General features: G+C 36.7%; 14 protein-coding genes, 2 tRNA genes, 1 rRNA gene and 1 pseudogene. 7 read left to right on the top strand and 11 right to left on the bottom strand.

Features of this window, described 5'->3' with window-relative positions; translation table 11 throughout:
- Window positions 1-836: 836 nt before the first annotated feature.
- Both OOK89_RS00835 and OOK89_RS00840 read right to left on the bottom strand, forming a co-directional pair.
- On the bottom strand, window positions 837-1238 hold the full coding sequence (locus OOK89_RS00835; protein WP_264719070.1) for a DUF1284 domain-containing protein: 402 nt from the start codon (window positions 1236-1238) through the stop codon (window positions 837-839).
- A complete protein-coding gene (locus tag OOK89_RS00840; protein ID WP_264719071.1) occupies window positions 1235-1762 on the bottom strand; it encodes a biotin transporter BioY in 528 nt (175 codons plus the stop codon). Before OOK89_RS00840 ends, OOK89_RS00835 begins: the two co-directional genes overlap by 4 nt.
- An 85-nt stretch (window positions 1763-1847) precedes the next feature.
- On the opposite strand from OOK89_RS00840, the gene OOK89_RS00845 reads away from it, so the two are divergent.
- The gene (locus OOK89_RS00845) at window positions 1848-2435 is read left to right on the top strand and encodes a nitroreductase family protein (RefSeq protein ID WP_006279823.1); all 588 of its coding nucleotides are present in this window, start codon (window positions 1848-1850) and stop codon (window positions 2433-2435) included.
- Window positions 2416-3204: a diaminopimelate epimerase gene (gene dapF, locus OOK89_RS00850; protein WP_264719296.1), complete on the top strand. Its 789-nt coding sequence runs from the start codon at window positions 2416-2418 to the stop codon at window positions 3202-3204. Before OOK89_RS00845 ends, dapF begins: the two co-directional genes overlap by 20 nt.
- 8 nt (window positions 3205-3212) lie before the next feature.
- Here dapF and sucD read toward each other — a convergent pair whose 3' ends face one another.
- The 8 genes from sucD to hemF all read right to left on the bottom strand — a co-directional run bounded on the left by sucD (window position 3213) and on the right by hemF (window position 8944).
- Window positions 3213-4088, bottom strand: coding sequence for a succinate--CoA ligase subunit alpha (gene sucD / locus OOK89_RS00855; RefSeq protein ID WP_015589444.1), 876 nt, complete (start codon window positions 4086-4088; stop codon window positions 3213-3215).
- A gap of 3 nt (window positions 4089-4091) precedes the next feature.
- A complete protein-coding gene (gene sucC / locus OOK89_RS00860; protein ID WP_264719072.1) occupies window positions 4092-5243 on the bottom strand; it encodes an ADP-forming succinate--CoA ligase subunit beta in 1152 nt (383 codons plus the stop codon).
- A 37-nt stretch (window positions 5244-5280) separates the two neighbouring features.
- A complete protein-coding gene (gene rpsU / locus OOK89_RS00865; protein ID WP_006279819.1) occupies window positions 5281-5481 on the bottom strand; it encodes a 30S ribosomal protein S21 in 201 nt (66 codons plus the stop codon).
- 199 nt (window positions 5482-5680) lie between these two features.
- Window positions 5681-5754: transfer RNA gene (locus tag OOK89_RS00870), tRNA-Pro, on the bottom strand.
- Between the two features lie 217 nt (window positions 5755-5971).
- Entirely contained in the window at window positions 5972-6658 is a 687-nt protein-coding gene (locus OOK89_RS00875) for a 16S rRNA (uracil(1498)-N(3))-methyltransferase (RefSeq protein WP_006279818.1), read from the bottom strand.
- 28 nt (window positions 6659-6686) lie between these two features.
- Window positions 6687-6758 (bottom strand) — tRNA-Glu (locus OOK89_RS00880).
- Between the two features lie 68 nt (window positions 6759-6826).
- Window positions 6827-8038, bottom strand: coding sequence for a hypothetical protein (locus OOK89_RS00885; protein WP_264719073.1), 1212 nt, complete (start codon window positions 8036-8038; stop codon window positions 6827-6829).
- Between the two features lie 81 nt (window positions 8039-8119).
- Window positions 8120-8944: an oxygen-dependent coproporphyrinogen oxidase gene (hemF, locus tag OOK89_RS00890; RefSeq protein WP_064124995.1), complete on the bottom strand. Its 825-nt coding sequence runs from the start codon at window positions 8942-8944 to the stop codon at window positions 8120-8122.
- A gap of 160 nt (window positions 8945-9104) precedes the next feature.
- On the opposite strand from hemF, the gene OOK89_RS00895 reads away from it, so the two are divergent.
- From OOK89_RS00895 to OOK89_RS06575, 4 genes and pseudogenes are all read left to right on the top strand, one after another.
- On the top strand, window positions 9105-11585 hold the full coding sequence (locus tag OOK89_RS00895) for a response regulator (RefSeq protein ID WP_151807519.1): 2481 nt from the start codon (window positions 9105-9107) through the stop codon (window positions 11583-11585).
- 90 nt (window positions 11586-11675) lie between these two features.
- Window positions 11676-12518 (top strand): ParA family protein, encoded by an 843-nt coding sequence (locus OOK89_RS00900; protein WP_006280226.1) that lies wholly within the window; start codon window positions 11676-11678, stop codon window positions 12516-12518.
- On the top strand, window positions 12515-13366 hold the full coding sequence (locus OOK89_RS00905) for a ParB/RepB/Spo0J family partition protein (RefSeq protein ID WP_151807520.1): 852 nt from the start codon (window positions 12515-12517) through the stop codon (window positions 13364-13366). Before OOK89_RS00900 ends, OOK89_RS00905 begins: the two co-directional genes overlap by 4 nt.
- 235 nt (window positions 13367-13601) lie before the next feature.
- Window positions 13602-13685 (top strand): annotated as a pseudogene (locus OOK89_RS06575) (WPE palindromic element domain-containing protein); the annotation flags it as partial.
- 560 nt (window positions 13686-14245) lie between these two features.
- Here OOK89_RS06575 and OOK89_RS00915 read toward each other — a convergent pair.
- Window positions 14246-14860, bottom strand: a complete 615-nt coding sequence (locus OOK89_RS00915; protein ID WP_264719075.1) for a hypothetical protein — start codon at window positions 14858-14860, stop codon at window positions 14246-14248.
- Between the two features lie 153 nt (window positions 14861-15013).
- Here OOK89_RS00915 and OOK89_RS00920 point away from each other — a divergent pair.
- Window positions 15014-16518 (top strand): 16S ribosomal RNA (locus tag OOK89_RS00920).
- Window positions 16519-16560 lie beyond the last annotated feature (42 nt).

Below are 16560 nucleotides of genomic sequence, written 5' to 3' on the forward strand. Positions count from 1 at the left end.
TCACGGTATCTTATCCGCTAACACATAGCGGAATGATGAAGTTATCGTCATGCCACCGCGAACCGTCATCCCGCCGCGGCGCTAACAAGAGATCCCGCTAACACGTAGCGGGATGACAGCAATCCTACGTCATACCGTCACGGTATCTCATCCGCTAACACATAGCGTAATGACGAATTACTTAACCGTCATGCCGTGATTTATTCACGGTATCTCATCCGCTAACACATAGCGGAATGATGAAGTTATCGTCATGCCACCGCGAACCGTCATCCCGCCACGAACCGTCATACCGTGATTTATTCACGGTATCTCTGAGCATAGATCCCGCTAACACGTAGCGGGATGACGAGGTTATCGTCATACTGCCGCGAACCGTCATACCGCCGCGGTATCTCTTAGCCGCTAACAAGCAGCGGGATGACGGTTGTCGTTTAGCTACAAACATTAAGAAATTTACCAAATGAAAAAAAAGGCAAAAGAAGCCCCGTGGTGCGAGTTTTGACTCTATATTACTGTAAGTGGCGCTGTAATAATGTGCTAACGCTTAAAATAAGCGCGATTTGGCTGAATGTAGAAAAAATAAAAAAGACATGCAGCCGCTATAATTTTATGTAATCCGCCAATAAATACTCTGAGTTTTTTACTGAATTTTGTCATTGAGCCTGCAGGTCAAAAACAAGTTTTGAGTCATAAATACCCTTATTATCATAATAAAGGGGCTGGCGGAGCTTGTCAAGCAAGTTTTTTGTTTCTACTGAATGACAGTTGTGACTTGGGAGGTAGTGCAAGAAGTCTATTTCCACAAAAATGCTTCGATTTATCTTAACATTTTGTCAACTATCTTTATAGGAATGACAATTTAAAAGGGCATTTTTACATATTCCATATGGCTGCCAGTTGCACCCCTCGCATGCGTACTCGAATTTCTTTAAAGACATTTTCTCCCTAATCTTTTTTACCGCTTCACTCCAGGTCAAAGTCTCGCCAATTTTAATTCCTAAAATTTCCATATGCCTTCTATCTAGCTCTAAAACTTTAGCTTGTTCGGTGCATTTACCTTGTTTAGTCTGATTTGGACAAGCACTACAAATACTATCAAGGTTACCAACTACTTCGATTTGAGTACTAATTACTTTGCTTGCTATCTTTTTATAATTTTCTATAAAATCCCGAGAATACCCATATCCCCGAAACGCGAGGGTGCACATAAAATGATGAGGGCGAAATTTTATCATTTTTTCAAATATTGCAAAGCTGCTACAAGTAGAAAAATTTTTATCAAACCAGGAAGGATAAATGGTAAAACACCCACCATTATTGCTTGTTCCAGACCCAAGTAAACAGCAAGCCAACTAACACCACAAATAAAGATTACAACTGTACCAGCCAGACAACTTAAAGAATTACATACAAATGATTTATACTTAGAGTTCAGTAATTCATTTACTTTGCTCATTACCATAACAGCAGCTAAACAGCCAATTAAATATCCACCTGTTGGTCCAAGGAGAGCGTGATAACCACCAGAAAAATTTGCAAGAACAGGCAATCCTGCTGCACCAAGTGATAGATATGTAAGCACAGAATAGAATGCTGTTCTGCGGTTAAATTTAAGCCCAATAAGCATTACTCCTAAAGTTTGCAATGTGATAGGCACAGGCTGCAATGGTATACTTATTTGAGCCATCAAGAATAAAAGTAAAACGCAAGACAATATTTCAGCCAGTGTTGATCTGTTGCTAGATTGTGTTATAAACATACCTTCCCAATAAAAATAACTTATTAAATGTAATATATGTGTATGAGAGGTTTTGCAATTTAAATTTTGCTTATATTGTGCTACAATGAATTATTTATGCACTATTAAATTAAAAATGATGAGTAAACAAGATCTATTATCGTTGATGAAAGCAAGACACAGCGGACGTTCATACGATCCTACAAGAGCAATATCTCAGGAAGACATGGATATTTTAATGGAAGCTGTAAGGCTGACTCCCTCATGTTTTGGTGATGAACCCTGGAGATACGTAATATGCAACAAACAGAACAATCAAAGCGCATGGGAAAAGCTGCTAAATTGCCTTGATGAATCTAATCAAAAATGGGCAAAAGATGCACAAGTGTTAATCATATCTTTAAGTGCTAAAAACTTCCGTAAACAAGGTAAAGGAGAAAATCTTTGGGCTAATCATGATACTGGTGCAGCAAATTATGGACTTATGTTACAAGCTGCAGTTATGAACTTAATGGCCCATCAAATGGGTGGATTTGATAGAGATAAAATAGTGAAAGAGTTCAATATACCCAATGACTTTAACGTAATGTCAGTGATAGCGGTTGGTTACGAAGAAGAGGGTGCTGAAACAAGTAAGAAGAAAAGAAGACCAATAGAAGAAATATTTTTTTATGATGAGTGGCCAAAATTCTGAAAATTTTATCAAAATGCACGGCACTGGTAACAATTTCGTTATCATAGACTCACGTTCAACAAACAATTTAGACTGGAACCATAGACAAATTGCTGATCAAAGCAGTTGTGATCAAGTGATAATTATAACAATGTCTAATGCTGCAGACTGTTTTATGCATATCTATAATGCTGATGGCAGTCGAGCTGAAATGTGCGGAAACGCAGCACGCTGTGTTGGATATTTGATAATGTCAGAAAAAGGTGCTGGATACTCCATTATTGAGCTAACAAGCAAACGCATTTTAGAGTGTTTTAAAGTGGGTGATAAATCCATAAAGGTTAACATGGGTAAACCTTTGCTAAAATGGCATGAAATTCCCTTGTCTACTGAGTGTGACACTCTTCACTTACCTATAGAGCTTGAAATGCTAAAAGATCCTGTTGCAGTAAATATTGGCAATCCTCACATAGTTTTTTTTGTTGATAACATAAGTGAAATACCATTGCGAAATTTAGGACCAAAGCTAGAAAATCACGCATTATTTCCTCGGAAAATTAATGTTAGTATTGCACAAGTTGAAAAGTCTGGAGAAATAGCTTTAAGAGTTTGGGAAAGAGGTACAGGCATTACTGCATCATGCGGTAGTGCAGCCTGTGCAGCACTTGTTGCATCCACACTACGTGGATATCTGGTTGCCCAACAGACTTCAGTAAATTTACCAGGAGGCAAGTTATTAATCGAATGGGCAAATAACGTATTCATGACCGGTGATATAGGGTTTTTGTGACCCTAATTCTAGTGATGCATTACTTCCAATACCTTCTTACCAATTACTGCAGGGGTTTCAGCAATTGCAATCCCGGCACTCCGCATAACTTCTAGTTTTGCACCAGCACTTCCACCGCTGGAGGAGATGATTGCTCCAGCGTGTCCCATACGTCTTCCTGGAGGTGCCGTTTGGCCTGCTACAAAACCAACGATTGGCTTTTTAGTTTTTTCTGTTTTCACAAAATGTGATACATCTTCTTCTTCGTTTCCACCTATTTCACCAATAACTACAATACCATGAGTATCGTCATCTTTTAAAAAGAGCTCCATACAGTCGACAAATGTCATACCATGAATTGGATCCCCCCCAATTCCGATACACGTGGATTGACCAAGACCAACAGCGGTTGTTTGTGCTACTGCCTCGTAAGTTAAAGTTCCGGAGCGAGACATAATTCCTATGTGTCCACGCTTATGGATATGGCCAGGCATAATTCCTATTTTGCATTCTTCAGGTGTAATAATTCCCGGACAGTTGGGACCAATCAATCGACTTTTTGAGCCGATAAGCGCACGCTTAACTTTCACCATATCAAGTATAGGAATGCCCTCTGTAATACAAATTATCAATTCTATTTTTGCATCTATTGCTTCAAGTATTGCAGCAGCAGCAAATTTAGCAGGTACATATATAACTGTAGCATTTGCACCGGTTTTTTCTTTGGCTTCTGCTACAGTATTAAAAACCGGTAAATTAAGGTGAGTGCTACCACCCTTTCCAGGAGTTACACCTCCCACCATTTTCGTTCCGTAATCAATTGCTTGCTCTGAATGAAATGTGCCTTGTGCACCAGTAAAACCCTGGCATATTAATCTTGTATCTTTGTTTACTAAAACGGACATGCTTTATTTTACCTCTTTTACTATCTTTTGTGCAGCATCACCCAGTTCATCTGCAGCAATAATATTTAATCCTGACTCTTCTAAGATTTTTTTTCCTTCTTCAAAATTAGTACCTGATAATCTAACCACTAGAGGAACTTTAATGCTCATTTCTTTTGCAGCCGCAACAATTCCACTTGCGATAATATCGCAACGCATTATACCACCAAATATGTTAACCAGAATTCCTTTTACGTTGCTATCAGACAATATGATTTTAAATGCTTCAGTTACAGTTTCTTTACTCGCTCCACCACCAACATCCAAAAAGTTAGCAGGCTCTGCTCCGTAGTATTTTATTATATCCATTGTTGCCATAGCAAGACCTGCACCGTTTACCATGCAACCAATACTGCCATCCATTTTGATGTAACTGAGCCCATATTTTGAAGCCTCTATCTCTTCTTTCACTTCTTCATCATAATCACGAAGTTCCATAATTTCTGGGTGACGATATAAAGCATTGTCATCGAAATTAATTTTCGCATCGAGCGCAATAAAATCTCCAGAGTTTGTTTCAACCAGTGGATTAATTTCAATTTGGCTCGCATCAGTTGCAATAAACGCATCATATATATTTTTTGCAACATTTGTTATTTTTTCTATTTGTTCTGGACTCAAATCAAAACTGCTGCTTAACTTGCTGCTATCAAAACTTGTAGCAGAATCAATATCAAATTTCACAATTTTTGCAGGAGAATTTTTTGCCACTTCTTCAATGTCCATTCCACCTTCTGAGGAAAATATGAATATTGGCCTACTGAGCTTCGGGTCGATTACCAGGCTTAAATAATACTCTTTCTTAATGCTTGAGCCTTCTTCAACGTACACTTTTCTTACTTGCTGCCCGCTTGGCCCTGTTTGATGAGTAACTAAAGTCATACCAATCATGTCCTTTACAAACTGTTGAGCTTCTTCAACTGACTTTGCTAGCTTTACGCCACCGGCTTTACCCCTACCACCTGCATGAATTTGAGCTTTAACTACAAACATGTCAGATTTTAATTGACTTACTTGAGTCTTTACTTCTTCCGCAGATGTAGCAACAAAACCTTTTGGCACTGGGACATTAAATTTATGCAAAACTTCTTTCGCTTGATATTCGTGAATATTCATAAAATAACCAATGATAAACTATTAACTTGAGTACAAACTACCAACCATAACGCTGCCTTCTGCACTCTTGTTGGTACCTCTTTTTTTTAGCTTCAGCTTTCTTTTTAGCTCTTTTTTCTGATTTTTTTTCATGATATTGTTTTTTCATTTTCAACCCTCTTCCTTCCTTTTGAATTGTTTTTTTCAATACTGGAAGAGCTCTGTCTACATCACCATAATGGACTGATACTTCTATCAAACTCTATACCTCCTTCGGTAATCATTTCAAAATCTATTTATAAATTAGAAAATTAACATTGTCAATTATTTTATAAACTTGAGCGTTAAAATGTAATATGCCGTAATTTACATGACAAATGATGTCATTCCAGTGTCCGCTACTTGCTTACTGATGGAGATTGCTCTTATGTTACAGCGTTCTTACAATTATACTAACATCGGGGCGGAGAGATTTGAACTCCCGACCCTTTGGTCCCAAACCAAATGCGCTACCAGGCTGCGCTACGCCCCGACTTCTTTACTCAGGCTATCAATAATTCAGGCAAAATGCAAGGTTCATTTGTTTATTTTAGAAAAAATATAATATAAGATTTAATATTATCTTAGAATACGTTTTTTATTAGCTCCTCTTTAGTAGCAAACTGCTTCGCAGGTGACCTATAGAGTTTAGCGCGTGCAACACTGAATCAGATTTCTTTATGGCCCAAACCTTAGCCATATTTAAAAATCTAGCTACACCAATTGGTGAAAGTTAGTGCAGCAACCACAGCGGTATCGACTCTTAAAATTCTTTTTCCTAGACTCAATTTTTGACAAAACTTATCGGCAAGATCAAGTTCATAAGATGAAAAACCACCTTCAGGGCCAACAATAATAGCAACATTTTTTTTGCCTTTCAGCACTTTGTCAGCTTTACCTGTTTCATCACACAAAACAAAATTTTTACTCTGGGAATCAGGTAACTCACAAAAGTTAATAGGAGGCAAAATCTCTGGTATACTTATCCTACCTGATTGTTCCGCTGCTTCGATTGCTTGTAATTTTGCTCTACTTAGGTTAATATTTTTTACCACTGTACGTTCCGTTGAAATAAATTGAATGCAGATTACTCCCATTTCAGTTGCCTGTCTTACTATGTTGTTCAAAGCAGCACTTTTTACCATGGCACAATACAGGTATAAATTTTCCTCATATTGCTGTTGTTTAGTGCATTCTTTGGGTGTAACTTCTGTCAATTTACGCGATATATTAACTACTTCTCCTAACCATTCTCCATCTTTTCCATTAAAAAGAGAGAGATTATCATACTTTTTAAGCCGCATTACATTGCAAATATAGTGACTTTGTTGTGGATTAAGTGCTAAACTCACGCCTTGTGATAAAGCTTCTTCAACATAGAGCCTAATTTTTCCCATTCAAAACTTTAATTATATTCTACTTGAGTGACTCTTACGGGATTTGAACCCGTGTTACCACCGTGAAAGGGTGGTGTCCTAACCACTAGACGAAAGAGTCAACTTGAATCTAACTAGGTTATATCGATTACATATATAAAGTCAATTCAATTATTTTGAATCACATAGTTAGAGGGATATATCAGTAATCTTATATCGACAGCCTCCTATTACTCCATGTTCAATACTCACTGAACCTATCTCAGATTTAGGAGCTAATTCTAATTGTTGTTCAACTTTTGTATCGGAATCATAGCCAGAATCGTAGCCAGAATCTCTACGCTCATATTTCTGTCTTATTTCTTCTACACTAAAGCCAGCCTTGGTCTTAATTTTTTGATCATTAGTCTGTTGCTGACTTATCGACTTATTAGCACTTAGCTCATTTAGCTTCACTTGCCAATCATTCACTTTATCTTGCACTAACCCATGGCAAGTTCCAGAATTAGCTTTTATGTCTTTTGCTTTTCTTTCTGCTCTTTTCTTGGACAAATCTACCCTAGCATAAATAGGTTCTGACGACTGTTCTGGCTCTTTCTGTTTTAGGCTAGTAGGCTTTTTTTGTTCTGAAAGATCATCTATAGTGCAATAAATAGGTTCTTCTGATATACTCAAATAACCACTATCTTCCAATGATAAATTTTCAGTGGATTTTTTATGTGAATCATATATTTCAGCATAAATAGATTCTTCTGATACACTCAAATAACCATTCTCCCCTAATGAGTTACTAACCTTAGCATCATACACCTCAGCGTAAATTGGCTCTTTTGAAGGCAAAGCATCATAATTAGTGCTCTTTGGCTTATACTCAAAAGTTCTAGGAGGTTTTTGAGGTGGTATTACATTGTTGTTCACCTCAGCGTACATAGTTATTGGCTCATATTCAGAGGTTCTAGGAGGTTTTTGTTGTATAGCTTCAACATTCAAATCATCTGTAGAATAATACTCTGCGCCTTTTCCTAGTAAAAAGGAAACTGTGGGGTGAAGAATTATCTCTGCTGGTAAGTTTTTCTCACTATCCAATTTTAGATTTTTTGATTCTGCTAAACTCTCAATAACACGAATTATAACATTCTTTCCATTCTCATCTATTGAGTGGATATCAGCTCCACGATTAATCAGCAATTCCATTATTTTGTGATCTGTAGCATGTCCTAAAGCCTGATTTAAAGCTTGATTATTATTTATATCAAATGATCCTGTATTCTTGAAAGACATAGTTTTTGAAAAGAATTTTCTAAAACTATTTAGTGTATTGTAGAGAATTAGAGTCAGTTTAACACCTTTTATGTCATTGTTTTTGACAGATTTAATTAAAAAATTATCTATTATGCCCATGATTATACCCCCTATATAAAAGCTCACTACCATGGTACAATTTTAAACTATGATGATTTATTTTCTACTAATAGCAGCTCTCTATAACCACTTAACAAGTGGTGGCATTGACATCATAATTGCATCTGGATTGCCGTCAGTCATTAAACCAAACCTTGTGCCACGATCGTATAACAGATTGAATTCTACATATCTGCCACGTTTTATTAATTGATTTTCTCGTTGTTCTTTTGTCCAAGATTTTTGTATATGTTTACGTATGATGTGCAAATAAATTTCCAAAAAGGCTTCACCTACTGCTTTTGTGAACTCAAAATCGTTTTCCCAATTACCAGAACTCAGATTATCATAGAAAATACCACCAATGCCACGTGGCTCTTTTCTGTGTTGTAAGAAAAAATAATTGTCACATTGCTCTTTAAATTTTGGATAATATCCGGTGTCAAATCTATCACATGTCATTTTGATTGATTCATGAATATACTTGCAATCTTCTTCATTTTTATATATTGGCGTAAAATCCATTCCTCCACCAAACCATTGTTTTGAAGTATATATCAGCCTTGTGTTCATATGTGCTGCAGGGATAAGGGGCGATTGCATATGAGACACTAAAGATATACCGCTTGCCCAGAACTCTCCGTTACTTTCACTTGCACCAGGAATTTCATTGATGGCTGAATCTGCAAATTTTCCGTGTACTTTTGAAACGTTTACTCCAACTTTTTCAAAAACATTACCAAAAATAATTGTAGATTCACCACCTCCACCACCTGGGCGATCCCACTTTCTCTTTTCGATCTTTGGCTCTGCGGATGATTGTTTTTCAATTAATAAGAAAGATTCTATGATCTTATCTCTTAGTGCACAGAACCATTTAAATGCTTGTGTTTTTTGTTTTTCCATAATATCCTCTTGCTAGCTTATTAACATTGTTATATCTGATATTTAAGGAACTTAATTAGATTTGGATGATAATTATCTATCAAAGACGTTAATAAATCTATAATAATTAAATCAATATAATAGAACATTTTCGTATGTACAACAATGCCAAGTAACAATAATGAATAAAAGATACATAGATAACAAAAAAGAGAACAGGGTTGACTTCATACTAAGAAATTATGGAATGTCAATTGTTGTGATGGCAGTTATTATGCTCTTACCTCCAGTAGCAATATCGATACTCTACTTTTTTGATATATATAGTCAGCATATTAATATAGAGATTAATTTATTAGTTAGCATTCTAACAACTCTCTTTATGATGTATAATGTAAAACGCTACAGATACCTACTTAATACTATAGAATTTCAAAATGCAATATTTGCAAATGCACTAAATCATAATACAGAATTTTGCCTTATTTTACATAAAGATGAAGGTATTATTTATGCTGATGCAAGGTTCTACGAAAGGTTTAAAGATCATATAGATGATGACATTACGTTAGACAAGATTCTTGAAATAGGAGATGTTTCAGAAGCAGACAAAAAAGTACTCTATCATGCACTAAAAAATAACTCTTCTGTACAGGTATGCATTTCCTTAAACAAGAAGAATAGAGTATCTAACTTTCTTTTGCTCTTTGAGCCGATACCAGATAATCCCCAAATTGCTATAAATAGTAATAAGATTTTAAATTTATCATTAGTGCCAATAGCAAGGCCAGATGGGTATTTTGTATTAAAAGCAACACAGATAAACAAGGAGCAGATATATGAAGAGTTAATAGAAAAACACAGCATAGGAACTTACATTGCAAATGCCAAAGGGGTGATTTTATCTGTAAATAAAAGATTTTTAGACATATTTGAACTGAAAAAACTGGAAAAAGGTAGCTCAATCAGTGATTTTATATCTCAATCTAAATATAACAATACAACAACCGATAATGAAATTTTGTTTTTTACTATAAGTGGTATTCCATTCAAGGCTTATATGAGCACTGCTATATTTTGTGATAAATACAACCATAGCTATATATATGGCTTTATAACACCAACCGAATCAAATATTGTTGATTATCAATTACACCCTTGTTTTGCAAATTCATCAATTGCTATTGCACAATGTGACATAAACGGCAACTTTGTAAAGAAAAATACGGCACTAATAAAGCTTGCAGGGTCAGATAATAATTCAATCTTTACGTTGATATTGGATAGTTATCATGTGAAAATACGTGAATATTTTTCGAGTAATAGAATAAATAATGCGTCTTTTGATGTACAGCTCAACGGCGGTAATAACATAAAAATATATTTCAATAAGTTTCTTCATAATAAAATGATCTTCATACTTTGTTATTTTATTGACAATACTGAACACAAAAACCTAGAGATAAAGCTTGAGCATTATCAAAAGATGCAAGCTATAGGGCAGTTAGCAGGTGGTATTGCGCATGATTTCAACAATATATTGACTGGGATAATAGGATTTTGCGATTTGCTTTTACTCCAGCATTCAGCTGGTGATCCATCTTTTGGAGATATAATACAGATACAGCAAAATGCAAAGCGTGGATCAAATTTAGTAAGACAATTGCTTGCTTTCTCAAGAAGACAGACCTTGCAGCCAAAAATTATTGATGTAAATAATACTATAGCTAATCTTTATGAAATGATAAAAAGATTAATAGGTGAAAATATAAAATTTAATATTTATTATGGTAGAGACTTGGGTGCTGTTAGGGCTGATCAAGGGCAATTAGAGCAAGTTATACTTAACTTAGCAGTCAATGCTAGTGCTGCTATGGAAAAGGGCGGAGAATTAACTATACGAACCTTTAATCAAAAGATTGACTCATTAAATTCTACACCTCAGGATATGTTTTCTCCAGACAAGGAAGCGATTGAACATGGAAATTATGTTGTGATTGAAGTAATTGATACTGGATGTGGAATGACGAGTGATACAACTGAAAAGATCTTTGATCCATTTTTTTCTACCAAAGATATTACCTCTGGTACAGGTCTTGGCCTCTCTACTGTATATGGCATTATTAAACAAACTGAAGGATACATCTATGTTGCTAGCAAAGTAAATCATGGAACTAAATTTAGCATATTTTTGCCCATGGTTTACATATCAGATGAAAATGATAGAGAGGAAGATAGTGAAGAAACAGAAAAACCGGTAGTAAGTGAAATTAAAGGTAATGGTATAATTTTATTAATCGAAGATGAAGATTCAGTAAGGGAATTCATCTCTAAAGCACTCAAAAGAAAAGGATTTGATGTAATAGAAGCAAGCATAGGCAGCGAGGCGCTAGAAATAATCAGTAAAAAAAGTCAACACATAGATCTTATAATCACTGATGTAATCATGCCAGAGGTGAGCGGCCCAGAAATAGTTAAAGAAGCATTGATCCATAGGCCAAATATCAACGTTATTTTTATTTCTGGGTATGCAGAAGATGCTTTTTTAAAGAGTGATGACATCAATATAGAAGATTTTCACTTTTTGCCAAAACCATTCACTCTGAATGAATTAGGAAACAAGGTTCAAAGTGTGTTACACAAAGCAAAAAAGACAGTCTAATTTTAGTGTGGTTAACAACAAAAAAATTTTCTAATGCAAAAGTTTCTTGCATATATACAATAGAATTATTTTATACATAAGATAAAAGGCGTGAGCAAGATTATTGCAATAGTAAATCAAAAGGGTGGAGTTGGCAAAACCACAACTAGTATAAATTTATCGACAGCCTTTGCTGCTGTGGGAAAAAGCACTTTATTGGTAGATCTTGATCCTCAAGGAAATGCTAGCACCGGGCTCGGGATTTCTTATCGTAGTAGGGAAGAAAAAAATATATACAAAATACTACTAAGCAGCGAAAATAAATTGATAGAATCGGCAATTTTCAATATAAAGGAAATTCCAAATTTATCACTAATTTCGTCAGTAGTTGATTTATCAGCTGCAGAAATTGAATTATCGCAACTTGAGCGAGGAAAATTTGTGCTAAAAAGCGCATTAGAGAAGATACGCGATAATTATGAGTATATAATCATCGATTGCCCTCCATCACTTGGGCTTCTAACCATAAATGCTTTGACTGCTGCTAATTCTATTATTGTCCCTCTTCAGTGTGAATTTTTTGCTTTGGAGGGATTAAGCCATTTAGTTAAAACTGTAGAGCTGATAAAAAGAAATAACCTAAACCCTTTTTTGGCAATAGAAGGGATAGTGTTAACAATGTATGACAGGCGCAACAAACTCAGTGAACAGATTAAAAACGATATTTGCCAGTATTTAAATGATAAAGTATACAAAACTATCATCCCATTGTATGAGACTGTTATTCCACGTAACGTACGGTTATCAGAAGCACCTTCTCATGGAAAACCCGCTATTGTGTATGATCTTAAATGTCCTGGTGCACAAGCGTATATAAGTTTGGCAAGGGAAATTTTAAAAAAGCACGCGAGCAGTTGTAAGGAGAAGAAGCTAGTAAGCGAGGGCGTGGTATGAAGGATGATAGACGCCTCGGCAGAGGTCTTGCCGGTCTCATAGGCGATAATTATGATAATAAAGAAGATCGACAAGAGTATTTGCCTATTTCATTACTGCACCCAAGCAAATTTCAACCGAGGAAACATTTTGACGAGGAATCATTAAGAGAGCTTGCAAATTCGATAAAGAAAAGTGGCATTATACAGCCTATCGTGGTACGCAAAGATTCAAATGATGATGGTTACGAAATAATAGCTGGGGAACGTCGTTGGCGAGCAAGCAAGATTGCAAATCTTGATAATGCACCGGTTATCATAAAAGATCTGAGCGACAAGGAATGCTTGGAAGTATCCATTATTGAAAATATACAAAGGCAAGATATTAATCCAATAGAGGAAGGTGAAGCTTACAGAAAACTGATAGATGAGTTTTTCTATACACATGAGGAATTAGCTTCAGCTATAGGCAAAAGCCGCAGCCACATAACCAATATGATTCGGATGTTGTTGCTCCCTGATAGGGTGAAAACAATGATCAATGAGAAAAAATTGTCTATGGGTCATGCAAGAGCGTTGATTAATGTTGAAAATGCGGAAAGTATTGCAGAAAAAATAGTTTCTCAGGGCTTAAGCGTTAGACAAACTGAAAAACTGATAAAGGACCTACATCAAAACAACAATCAAAAAGAGCAGAGATATACTAGAAATCAAGATATGACAGTAATAGAAGGCGCTATATCTTCTCAACTTGGTTTAAAGATCAAAATTAATGACAACAATTCTAAGGGTAAAGTTATGATACGGTATGATAATCCAAATGAATTGGATTTGATATTGAAAATTTTGAATAGGAAACTTGAGGCATAGCTAGTAGTTGGCTAGCAAAGCAACAAACCAATATCAACTGTTGGTGTCATGAAAGTAGCTGACACTGGAATCCAGGAATTTTATTAAGTTGGTAAGCATAAAAGTATAACTTCTACGTCATACCGCCGCGGTATCCGCTAACAAGCAGCGGGGTGACGATTGTCAGGGTAGCTGTCATCCCAGTGCCCTGACTACTTGGATCCAGGAAAAAGAATGGTGTCATCCAAGTAGCTGACACTGGGATCCAGAAGACTTAATTTCAACCAAGTGGCTGCATAATAAAGGCTGGATTCCAGTGTCACGCACTGGGATGACACCCTAGTAGAAATCGTTTTTGTAATTGCAACATTCGTGCAATCTTTAGCCATAAATATTAAGAAATTTACCAAATGAAAAAAAAGGCAAAAGAAGCCCTGGGGTTATTATCCGCTTTAAAATATTGGCGTTTTTTATGTTTTAAACGCTTGACAAGCAAGATTAAGCTGCTTTTAATTGCAACTAACTTACGCTGCAAATGTTTAAGAAGTTTACTAAGCAGAAAAAAAGACAAAGAATCCCCGAGTTAGCTAGTCTTTTACTATCTCTGTCGAGTATTGGCATTTTTTGATGTCTTGTAACGCTTTATAAGCGCGTTCAGCTTATTTAGATAAAAATCTAGATGTAGATGAAGTTTTGTAAAGACATACAGTATCTATATACTGCAAAAAATTGAACATAAGACGCCGATACATTAAGTAATCCTTACCTTTTAATCTGCAGATTGGCGAAAGCAAATACAATAGCTTCACTATCATGATAAGGGGGCTGGCGAAGGGTGTCAAGTAAGTTTTTTCGTTTCATCCGATGCGCTGCCAAAAGCTATGCAAAAAGTCCAATGAGTTAACTCCCATATATCCTGAGTAATTCTTGTGCATTAGCTTTGATTAGGATAGGGCATTTTCTATCATTTAATAGGGAACGCAATATTTCAGTTGCACCTTTAATGTCGTTATTATGTATCTTTACTACAGCGATAGCTTCTTGGCTTGAATAAGGATACACTGTGCTTGATTCTAAATTATCAATTTTGTCTTTATTTATTTTTTCACCGTTGGAGTGAAGTAAGCTCATTACTTCTAAATATTGTGCTAACTCACGCAAAACACCAGGAGCATCTTTATCATCTGCCAAATCATTATAAATAGATGCTGTGTCTGTTGGCATTGAATCTGAGATATGATTGAATGCGCGTTCAAAATTTGCTAAATACTCCCAATTTGAATCTATTTCTTCTAGCAGCGGCTTATTATCTTTTTTTAAGAATAATACTTCGTAAAACTTGTCACCTGCAGTTATAGATTGTTTTGTGTTATCAATGTTGCGCAATAAGTATAATGTGATGCCAACTAACATTGGCGCGAGTGCAAGCAGAAAGATGTATTTTTTCATGGTAATATTCCAAATAGTTATATATTTATACATTAATGCTTTTGATTTGCAAAAACATATTGACATAGTGATTATATCACATAATAATATTCTTAAAGTTGTTTGAATAGTTGGAGATTAAAATATTTCTAAAGTAGAAATAAAGACAGCAGTATTAAGCTAAATTATTTTTTGTCGGATTTATCCGATGTACCCTCAACCTTTTATAGGTTGAAGTCTAAATTTGAGAGTTTGATCCTGGCTCAGAATGAACGCTGGCGGCAGGCCTAACACATGCAAGTCGAACGGAGTTATATTGTAGCTTGCTATGGTATAACTTAGTGGCAGACGGGTGAGTAATGTATAGGAATCTACCTAGTAGTACGGAATAATTGTTGGAAACGGCAACTAATACCGTATACGCCCTACGGGGGAAAAATTTATTGCTATTAGATGAGCCTATATTAGATTAGCTAGTTGGTGGAGTAATAGCCTACCAAGGCAATGATCTATAGCTGATCTGAGAGGATGATCAGCCACACTGGAACTGAGATACGGTCCAGACTCCTACGGGAGGCAGCAGTGGGGAATATTGGACAATGGGCGAAAGCCTGATCCAGCCATGCCGCATGAGTGAAGAAGGCCTTTGGGTTGTAAAGCTCTTTTAGTGAGGAAGATAATGACGGTACTCACAGAAGAAGTCCTGGCTAACTCCGTGCCAGCAGCCGCGGTAATACGGAGAGGGCTAGCGTTATTCGGAATTATTGGGCGTAAAGGGCGCGTAGGCGGATTAGTAAGTTAAAAGTGAAATCCCAAGGCTCAACCTTGGAATTGCTTTTAAAACTGCTAATCTAGAGATTGAAAGAGGATAGAGGAATTCCTAGTGTAGAGGTGAAATTCGTAAATATTAGGAGGAACACCAGTGGCGAAGGCGTCTATCTGGTTCAAATCTGACGCTGAGGCGCGAAGGCGTGGGGAGCAAACAGGATTAGATACCCTGGTAGTCCACGCTGTAAACGATGAATGTTAAATATGGGAAGTTTTACTTTCTGTATTACAGCTAACGCGTTAAACATTCCGCCTGGGGACTACGGTCGCAAGATTAAAACTCAAAGGAATTGACGGGGACCCGCACAAGCGGTGGAGCATGTGGTTTAATTCGATGCAACGCGAAAAACCTTACCACTCCTTGACATGGAAATTATACCTATTCGAAGGGATAGGGTCGGTTCGGCCGGGTTTCACACAGGTGTTGCATGGCTGTCGTCAGCTCGTGTCGTGAGATGTTGGGTTAAGTCCCGCAACGAGCGCAACCCTCATCCTTAGTTACCATCAGGTAATGCTGGGGACTTTAAGGAAACTGCCAGTGATAAACTGGAGGAAGGTGGGGATGATGTCAAGTCATCATGGCCCTTATGGAGTGGGCTACACACGTGCTACAATGGTGGCTACAATGGGCTGCAAAGTCGCGAGGCTAAGCTAATCCCTTAAAAGCCATCTCAGTTCGGATTGTACTCTGCAACTCGAGTGCATGAAGTTGGAATCGCTAGTAATCGTGGATCAGCACGCCACGGTGAATACGTTCTCGGGTCTTGTACACACTGCCCGTCACGCCATGGGAATTGGTTTCACTCGAAGCTAACGACCTAACCGCAAGGAGGGAGTTATTTAAAGTGGGATCGGTGACTGGGGTGAAGTCGTAACAAGGTAGCAGTAGGGGAATCTGCAGCTGGATTACCTCCTTAGGCTTTGCACATAATTTACCATTTTTAATGATGGTGTTGTTA

It is taken from the genome of Wolbachia endosymbiont (group A) of Lasioglossum morio, from assembly GCF_947250585.1.
Lineage (GTDB): Bacteria > Pseudomonadota > Alphaproteobacteria > Rickettsiales > Anaplasmataceae > Wolbachia > Wolbachia pipientis.

Coding starts and splice junctions, on each gene's coding strand:
- dapF (WP_264719296.1), top strand. CDS start 2,416: ATGAGTGGCCAAAATTCTGAAAATTTTATCAAAATGCACGGCACTGGT.
- OOK89_RS00915 (WP_264719075.1), bottom strand. CDS start 14,860: ATGTCAATATGTTTTTGCAAATCAAAAGCATTAATGTATAAATATATA.
- sucC (WP_264719072.1), bottom strand. CDS start 5,243: ATGAATATTCACGAATATCAAGCGAAAGAAGTTTTGCATAAATTTAAT.
- OOK89_RS00895 (WP_151807519.1), top strand. CDS start 9,105: ATGAATAAAAGATACATAGATAACAAAAAAGAGAACAGGGTTGACTTC.
- OOK89_RS00835 (WP_264719070.1), bottom strand. CDS start 1,238: ATGATAAAATTTCGCCCTCATCATTTTATGTGCACCCTCGCGTTTCGG.
- OOK89_RS00845 (WP_006279823.1), top strand. CDS start 1,848: ATGAATTATTTATGCACTATTAAATTAAAAATGATGAGTAAACAAGAT.
- hemF (WP_064124995.1), bottom strand. CDS start 8,944: ATGGAAAAACAAAAAACACAAGCATTTAAATGGTTCTGTGCACTAAGA.
- OOK89_RS00875 (WP_006279818.1), bottom strand. CDS start 6,658: ATGGGAAAAATTAGGCTCTATGTTGAAGAAGCTTTATCACAAGGCGTG.
- OOK89_RS00885 (WP_264719073.1), bottom strand. CDS start 8,038: ATGGGCATAATAGATAATTTTTTAATTAAATCTGTCAAAAACAATGAC.
- OOK89_RS00905 (WP_151807520.1), top strand. CDS start 12,515: ATGAAGGATGATAGACGCCTCGGCAGAGGTCTTGCCGGTCTCATAGGC.
- OOK89_RS00840 (WP_264719071.1), bottom strand. CDS start 1,762: ATGTTTATAACACAATCTAGCAACAGATCAACACTGGCTGAAATATTG.
- sucD (WP_015589444.1), bottom strand. CDS start 4,088: ATGTCCGTTTTAGTAAACAAAGATACAAGATTAATATGCCAGGGTTTT.